Annotated in this window: 9 protein-coding genes; 4 read left to right on the top strand and 5 right to left on the bottom strand. The window is 72.3% G+C overall.

The annotated features are described in order from the left end of the window. The 4 genes from FNH08_RS40705 to FNH08_RS40690 all read right to left on the bottom strand — a co-directional run. On the bottom strand, positions 1-608 hold a 608-nt coding region (locus tag FNH08_RS40705), incomplete at its 3' end, for a TerD family protein (protein ID WP_194238796.1). 40 nt (positions 609-648) lie between these two features. Then, complete coding sequence (locus FNH08_RS40700) at positions 649-954, bottom strand: DUF1232 domain-containing protein (RefSeq protein ID WP_152776548.1); 306 nt, start codon at positions 952-954, stop codon at positions 649-651. A gap of 133 nt (positions 955-1087) precedes the next feature. After that, complete coding sequence (locus tag FNH08_RS40695; RefSeq protein ID WP_152776547.1) at positions 1088-1471, bottom strand: hypothetical protein; 384 nt, start codon at positions 1469-1471, stop codon at positions 1088-1090. Between the two features lie 292 nt (positions 1472-1763). After that, entirely contained in the window at positions 1764-2690 is a 927-nt protein-coding gene (locus FNH08_RS40690) for a MurR/RpiR family transcriptional regulator (RefSeq protein WP_322726272.1), read from the bottom strand. A gap of 187 nt (positions 2691-2877) precedes the next feature. On the opposite strand from FNH08_RS40690, the gene FNH08_RS40685 reads away from it, so the two are divergent. Together FNH08_RS40685 and FNH08_RS40680 are read left to right on the top strand one after the other, a co-directional pair. Next, a complete protein-coding gene (locus tag FNH08_RS40685) occupies positions 2878-3297 on the top strand; it encodes a hypothetical protein (RefSeq protein ID WP_322726271.1) in 420 nt (139 codons plus the stop codon). Between the two features lie 3 nt (positions 3298-3300). Beyond that, positions 3301-4134: a DUF1206 domain-containing protein gene (locus FNH08_RS40680; RefSeq protein WP_228034659.1), complete on the top strand. Its 834-nt coding sequence runs from the start codon at positions 3301-3303 to the stop codon at positions 4132-4134. Positions 4135-4174: 40 nt separating this feature from the next. Here FNH08_RS40680 and FNH08_RS40675 read toward each other — a convergent pair whose 3' ends face one another. Beyond that, a complete protein-coding gene (locus tag FNH08_RS40675) occupies positions 4175-5917 on the bottom strand; it encodes a cholesterol oxidase substrate-binding domain-containing protein (protein ID WP_322726270.1) in 1743 nt (580 codons plus the stop codon). 162 nt (positions 5918-6079) lie between these two features. Between FNH08_RS40675 and FNH08_RS40670 the strand changes: the two genes are divergently transcribed. Both FNH08_RS40670 and FNH08_RS40665 read left to right on the top strand, forming a co-directional pair. Further along, complete coding sequence (locus tag FNH08_RS40670; protein WP_322726269.1) at positions 6080-6580, top strand: DUF6328 family protein; 501 nt, start codon at positions 6080-6082, stop codon at positions 6578-6580. Positions 6581-6647: 67 nt separating this feature from the next. Further along, a partial coding sequence (locus FNH08_RS40665) for a hypothetical protein (RefSeq protein WP_152776545.1) occupies positions 6648-6896 on the top strand: 249 nt, incomplete at its 3' end.

Below are 6896 nucleotides of genomic sequence, written 5' to 3'. Positions count from 1 at the left end.
CCGCCGTCCCGGCCGTCGCCCGCGATCCCCGGTATCCGGAAGCGCCCCGGCTCCGGTGCGGTGCCCGAACGGGGTGGCGCATCGGCGGAGCCACCCGCACCGGCCACCGCGCCCGACGCCGGAGTCGTGTCCTCGACCACGTCGACCCCGAAGTCCCGCGCGACACCGGCCAGTCCGTCCGCGTACCCCTGCCCCAGGGCCCGCAGCTTCCACGCCGGGCCACGCCGGTAGATCTCGGCGAGCAGCAGTACCGTCTCGCGCTGCGGGCGTGGCGGGGTGAAGCGGGCGACGACGTGTCCGCCCGGACCGGTGACGTGCAGGGAGGGAGCGGGCAACTGCCCGAGGGGTGTTCCGGGATCGGCGGGGCTGATGGCCACGGTGACGCGGCTCGCCCCGGCCCGCAGCGCGGCCGGATCGACGGTGAGCTCCGCGCCCGCCAGCCGGATCCCGGGCGCCGTCCGCTGGTTGTAGAACACGAAGTCGCCGTCCCCGCGCACCTTCCCGCTGTCGTCGGTGACGAGCGCGGACACGTCGAAGGGGCCCGGCACCCGGAGAGTCAGGGTGCCGCCCGGCAGGGGCAGATTGCCCCCGGGAACCAGCTCGCTCATTGCCGCCGCCTGTCGGTGTGACCGTCAGCGGGACAACGTGTCACCTGCGCAGAGGAGTTCCCGCCTCACTCTCCGGTACCTCCGCGCGGGCGGCCCGCAGGGACCTGAGTGCCAGCAGCAGGACTCCCACGTCGTCCAGGTAGACGGGGTCGGGCAGCAGGTCGGCCGGCAGGACGAGATACAGCACCGCGCCCCAGAAGACCCAGCGCGGCCCGGCCGGCAGTCCGGCACGGCGCAGGTCACGCCGGGCCCGCACCAGCCGCACCAACAACGCCACCGCGACACCGAGTACGACGGCCGCGAGCACCGCGGCGACCACCACCCACGTCCAGGTGTCCCCATCCATGAGTCCTGCCCCTCGCTCGCGACGCCCGCCGACCGGCCGGCTCCTCCCTTCGTCTTGTTCCCGCAACGGCCGGTCGTACCGCCGTTTCGTCCGCCAGGAGGAAGCACGCGAGGAGCACCAGGAGCAGGGCCCGTCAGTGCGAGGCGCGCGCCAGGCTGCTGTCCGTGAGGGCCTGGCTGACCGCACGGATGCTGCGGGCGATGTGGTTCAGCTGCATGACTTCCGCGGCGTACATCTTGATCGTGTGCTCGATGACCGACTCGGTGAGCCCGAGGCGCGGCAGTTCGGCCCGCGCGGTCTGCAGGGCGGTGCGCGCGACCCGTATCTCGTGCTGCACCTGGATCTGGGCGTGACGGGCCAGCAGGACCGGGTGGCGGAGCATCTGCGGGTAGCTGCCGTAGCGGGCCGGCACCAGCTCGCGCAGCCACTTGGCGGCCGACCGCTCCCAGTCGTAGCTTCCCGGTGTCTTCACCTGACACGGCCAGTCCGAGCTGATCGGCGAGTAGGTGAGGGCCATGATCATCGCTCCGGTCTTACGTCGACGCCAAGGGTGGGAGACTGGGCGGCCCCGGTCCAGGGGATGACCGGGGCCGCCATGCCCGGGGCGCCGTGGCGGGTAGGAGCGGACGGTCCCGGGCTGACGTCGTGGCCCGGAGTTCCGGCCGGGTCACGATCCGCGAGCAGTATTTATATATACCGATGAGTTTGCAAGGACATGAAAAAATTCATACCAGGATGCGGCTGAATAGTCGCATGTTGTGAAGGTGGCGGGAGCCGCGCGGGGACGGGCCCGGCGGGACCGGGCGCGCTCAGTCCTTGAGGAAGAACTGGTGCTGCTCCGCGATCTGTTCGTACTCCTCCAGCCGTGCCTGCGTGCGCTCGGGATCCGCGTCGGTCATGGCCTGGAGCAGCGCCCCGGACATCAGCACGGGTGCCGCGTACGAGTCGAAGACCAGGCGTGATCCCGTCCCCGTGGTGAAGACGGCGTCGGCCTCGTCGGCCAGCGGTCCGAGCGCCAGGTCGGTGATCAGGGCAACCTTCAGACCCGCGCTGTGCGCGACCCGGAGGGCGGTGAGGGTCTCCTGCCCGTGCCGGGGCATCGAGAACGCCAGCAGCCAGGTGCCGCCCGCCTCGCGCGACTGCAGCAGCGCGTCGTAGGCGACGCTCCCGCCCCGGGTCACCAGGCGTACGTCGGGGTGGATCCGGCGCGCGGCGTACGCGAAGTACTCGGCCAGGGACCCGGAGATCCTCAGACCGAGGACCGTCAGGGGTGTCGACCGGGACAGGGCCCTGCCGACCGCGATCACCTGGTCCGGGTCGGCGAAGTCGCGCCGCAGGTTCTCCAGGTTCGCGATCTCGGCGTCCACCGCGGCCTGGAGCTCGTTGCTGCGGTCCTCCGCGGTGGTGGCCGGTGCGCTGCCGAGGGCGCCCAGCGCTATGGCCTGGAGCTTCTCACGCAGCGCCGGGTACCCGCTGAAGCCCACGGCCGCGGCGAACCGGGTCACCGACGGCTGGCTGACGCCGACGCGTTCCGCGAGGTCCGTGATCGACAGGAACGCCGCCTCCGTGATGTGCTCGATCAGGTACTGGGCGATGCGCCGCTGCCCGGGCGAGAGACGTGGCCCGTCGAAGAGCTCCCGGAGCCGGACCGTGGGCGCGGCCGTCTCCGCCTCGGGAGCCGCCCGGCCCGAGGTGATCGCCGATGCCTGAGCGCGTGCTTGCTGCGGCGATGGCACCCGTGTGCCTCCTTCGTCTCCCACGAGCACTCAACATAGCCCACCAGTGGTCTCGACCAGGGTGGGGCGACCGGCGGGCGACAGCCGTCGGGGGCGGCACAGGGCGGACCCCCGTTTCGGTCGCACGCTGGGGGTACCCGCACGGTGCCCGGCCCACGAAGCCCCGCCCACGACAGGGAGGACCCTCGTGAACCTGACCCCACTGCCCATGTCACAGGTCCAGGTGGTTCTCAGCGACTGCTCCGCGCACGACGCGGGCCTCCTGTTCGACACCCTGTGCACCTGCTTCACCTCGGACCGCTGCGTCGGCGAGGAACCGCACGAGGCGCACCGCGACCGCCCGACCGTGTTCGCGGGCACCTTCGAACTGCTCGACGACCCCGCGCACCCGACCGGCCATCCCCACGAGCCGCACCCCGTGCCACTGTCCGGTCCCGTGCTCGCCGACGTCCAGGGCAGCCCCCTCGCGGTGCGGCACCTGCGGGAAGCCCTGGAGGAGTCCTTCTCCGTCCAAGAGGTCGGCGCCGTCCCCGGTGATCAGGAGGTCCAGGTGCAGCTCGTGCTGGAAGGGCGGGCCACCCGCACTCCCTTCACGACGAGCGGCTGAGCCATGGCCTTACGCATCAGCGCGCTGCCGCCGAACGGCCGGATGGCGCGCGCATCCGTCACGGAGGGCGCGGCGCGCGCGGGCCTCGCCGCGCGTGGCGCCATCTACCTGCTGGTCGGCGCGCTGGCCCTGCAGATCACCTTCGGAGAGGGCGAGCGGCAGGCCGACCGCGGCGGAGCGCTCGCGGAGCTCTCCGAGAAGCCCTTCGGAGCCGTCCTGCTGTGGGCCCTGGGCCTCGGCCTGGCGGGCATGGCGCTGTGGCGACTGTCCGAGGTGGCGTTCGGCGCGGCGGGTGCGGACGGTCGTACCTGGCGCAAGAGGCTCGCCTCGGCCGCGCGCTGTGTCTTCTACGTGATGGTCGCCTCCTCGGTGCTCTCCTTCGCCGCGGGCGCGCGGGGCGGCGGCGCCGGCACCTCCAGTGACGAGCAGTCCAGGGACGTGACGGCCAGGGCCCTCGGCCTGCCCGGCGGCCAGTGGCTCGTGGCCGCCGCGGGCACGGGTGTCGTCGTGGCGGGGGTGTGGATCGGCGCGCGGGCCGTGATGCGCAGCTACCACAAGCATCTGAGGCTCGCGGAGATGTCCCGTGGGACCCGCAGGGCCGTGGACACGACGGGTGTGGCGGGCGGCGCGGCGCGCGGCCTGGTCTTCGCCGTCGCGGGCGCCTTCGCGATCCGGGCCGCGGTCGACTACGAACCGGACAGGGCCAAGGGGCTCGACGACACTCTCCGCTCCTTCGCCGGGACGCCCCTGGGCCCGACGGCCCTGACGGGCGTGGCGGCGGGCCTGGTCCTGTTCGGTCTGTTCTCGTTCGCGATGGCACGCTGGCGCAAGGTCTGACCCCCAGACGGCGGGGCCCGGCCCGGCCGACGTGACGGAGCTACGGAAACAGCCGGTCGAGGAGGGGGTTCCTGAACACCCCGTGGGGATCCAGCCGGTCAAGGATCTCCCCGGCCTCGTCCCAGGCCGACCGGCTCTCCCCGTCGCCCCCGCTGTCGTCGAAGGACGCGGGCACCGCCCCGCCCAGGACGTCCCCGTCGCTCCAGGCGGCCGCGTCCGTGTACGCCCAGCCCTTGGACCACTCGACACGGGCCAGGGCGTGTCCGCCGTCGTACGTGTCGAGGACGAACCGCTCCAGCTCCCGGTAGAACGCCTCCGCGTCCGGCGTCCCCGGCAGGGTCAGCACGTTCAGCCACACGGCCGTGTCCCAGTCGGGCCGGTCGCCGCGCGGTCGCAGTGCGGACAGCAAGGGCGCTCGGGCACCTTCCACCCCGGCGGCCGACGGGTCGTCGAGCCCGCTCACCCGGATCTCGACCATGCCGTTGACGGGAAAGCTCCCACGGGCGGCGTACGCGCCGATCCGCTCCCGGTAGAAGGCCGTGAACTCGGCGATGACGCGCTGCACCTGCTCCCGCGAGGTGAGCACCGCGTACCCGTCGGTCGCGATCCGCAGGGTGGTCGGCCTGAGATACAGCAGCGTGTTCTTCGACGGTCCCCAGATGTCGGCCGACCGCGTGGCCGTCAGACCGAGCGCGGCCGCCCCGAACTGCGCCTCACCCAGCACCGGTGCCAGATACCAGGCACCTTCCGTCACCATCCGCCCCACGAGATCCGCCACGGGAGTCGGCAGGCTGTCGGAGAAGGGGTAGTTGTAGGGCGACGTCACCCGCCGTGAGGTGAGCGGACGCCGTGGTGCGACGCTCCACACCTTCAGCCACGGGAACTCGGTGAAGGGGAACCAGATCGCCTCGACCCGCCCGGCCTCGTCCAGGAAGCTCGCGAACGTCCGCCGGCCGCCGGGCTCGGCGAAGAGCTCGGCCGCGGAGAGGTCGGTCCGGCTGACACACCGCAGGCTGGTGTTGGCGCCCACGCGCAGCACGACCTCGGTGACCAGCGCCCGGCCCAGGTGGGTGAGCAGGGCGGCGCCGTCCGCGTCGTCGCGCCCATAGGTGCGCAGGACGTACGCGTCGCTGTCGGCGTCCCACACCACCGCCGTCAGCGACAGCACCAGGTTGCTGAGCGAGCCGTACGTGTGCCCGGGCAGTGGGCGCTCTCCACGGGCGGGTACGGAGGTGCCGTGGGCGTCGACGGCCAGGGCACCGCCAACGGTGAGGACACCGACGGCGGGGGCGGCCGTGACACCGAGCCCCTGGCCCTCAAGGAAGGTGAGGAGTGCTTCGAGCGTCGCTCCGGCGCCCGCGCGGACCGCGGCCGGTTCGTCGGCCTCGATGGTCAGGCCGGTGAGATGCCGGGTCGTGTCGACCAGCAGCACCGGGGCGCCGGGCTCGGCTCCGGCCGGGACGGTCAGTGGGGACCAGCCGTGGGACGCACCCCGCGCACGCACCGTCCAGCCCTGCCGCCGGGCCCAGTTGACCACGGCGACGACCTCGTCGGCGTCGGCGGGCGCGCAGGCCCACAGCCCGTCCGCGGTGATCTCGCCGACCCAGTTGCGGTACGCGGACCGGTAGACCTCGACTCCCTCGGGGAACCCCGGGAGTTCGGCCGCGGCGGCGGCCCGGTCCTGGAGCACGAACTGTGGACCGGCGGCCAGGGACGCCGCCGTCAGCAGGAACCCGCGGCGCGACCAGGCGGCACGAGGGTCACTCTTCGAAGGCTCGGTCACGCCGGTCACGCTAGGCCCCATGGACACGTACCGCCGTACCGTCAAAAAGACTCACCCGTGTGAGTGAACTGATTCCTACACGCGCTTCACAACGCACACCTCTTCGCCATCCAACACAAGGAGACCGAGCAGCCCAGGAGACCGAGCAGCCAGGAGGACACGGTGTCCGACAGCGAGGACGGCAGCATCCAGGACCGGGGCCGCGACGAGACCGAGGAGGAGCGCGCCGACCGCAAATGGGTCGAGCTCATCCAGGAGGTGCGCGTGGCCCAGACGGGCGTGCAGATCCTGTTCGCCTTCCTGCTCACCGTCGTGTTCATGCCCCGGTACCCGCAGCTGTCGGAGACGGACAAGAACATCTACATCGTGACTGTGGTCCTTGGGGCCGCCGCCACCGGCGCCCTGATCGGTCCGGTCTCCTTCCACCGGCTTGTAGCCGGACGGCGGATCAAGCCGGAAGCGGTGACCTGGGCCTCCCGGCTGACCCTCGCCGGGCTCCTGCTCCTGCTGGCCACGATGACGGCGGCACTGCTCCTGGTGCTGCGCGTGGCGACCCACGACGACTACGTTCCGTGGCTGGTGGCGGGAATCGTCGCCTGGTACCTGCTGTGCTGGTTCGTTCTGCCTGTATGGGCGCGGACGCGTCACCGCACCGCCGACTGAGGCCTCAACCGATGGCGTGAATGGTGGTGTTGCTCACGGGTCGGGTGGTGCGCCAGCGTACCGTGCCATGGACCGTGATCGGAGCACCGCCGCCTTCCGCCCGACGCGCCGTCAACTCCTCGCCGCCGCAGGCGCCGTACCCCTCGTGGGCGCCGCCCCGGCCCAGGCACGACCGCGCACCGGCCTCTCCCTGTCGTTCACCCTCGCCACCAACGGCTCGGCGACCCTCTCACCCGCCGGCGACCGCCTGGTCGCCGAGGTCCAGAGCGTCCTGTGGTCCCTGCCCCGCACCGGCGGCAAGGCCCGCCCCCTCACC

Source organism: Streptomyces spongiae (assembly GCF_009377185.1).
GTDB lineage: Bacteria > Actinomycetota > Actinomycetes > Streptomycetales > Streptomycetaceae > Streptomyces > Streptomyces spongiae.
This window is presented reverse-complemented; position numbering and strand designations above follow the sequence as displayed.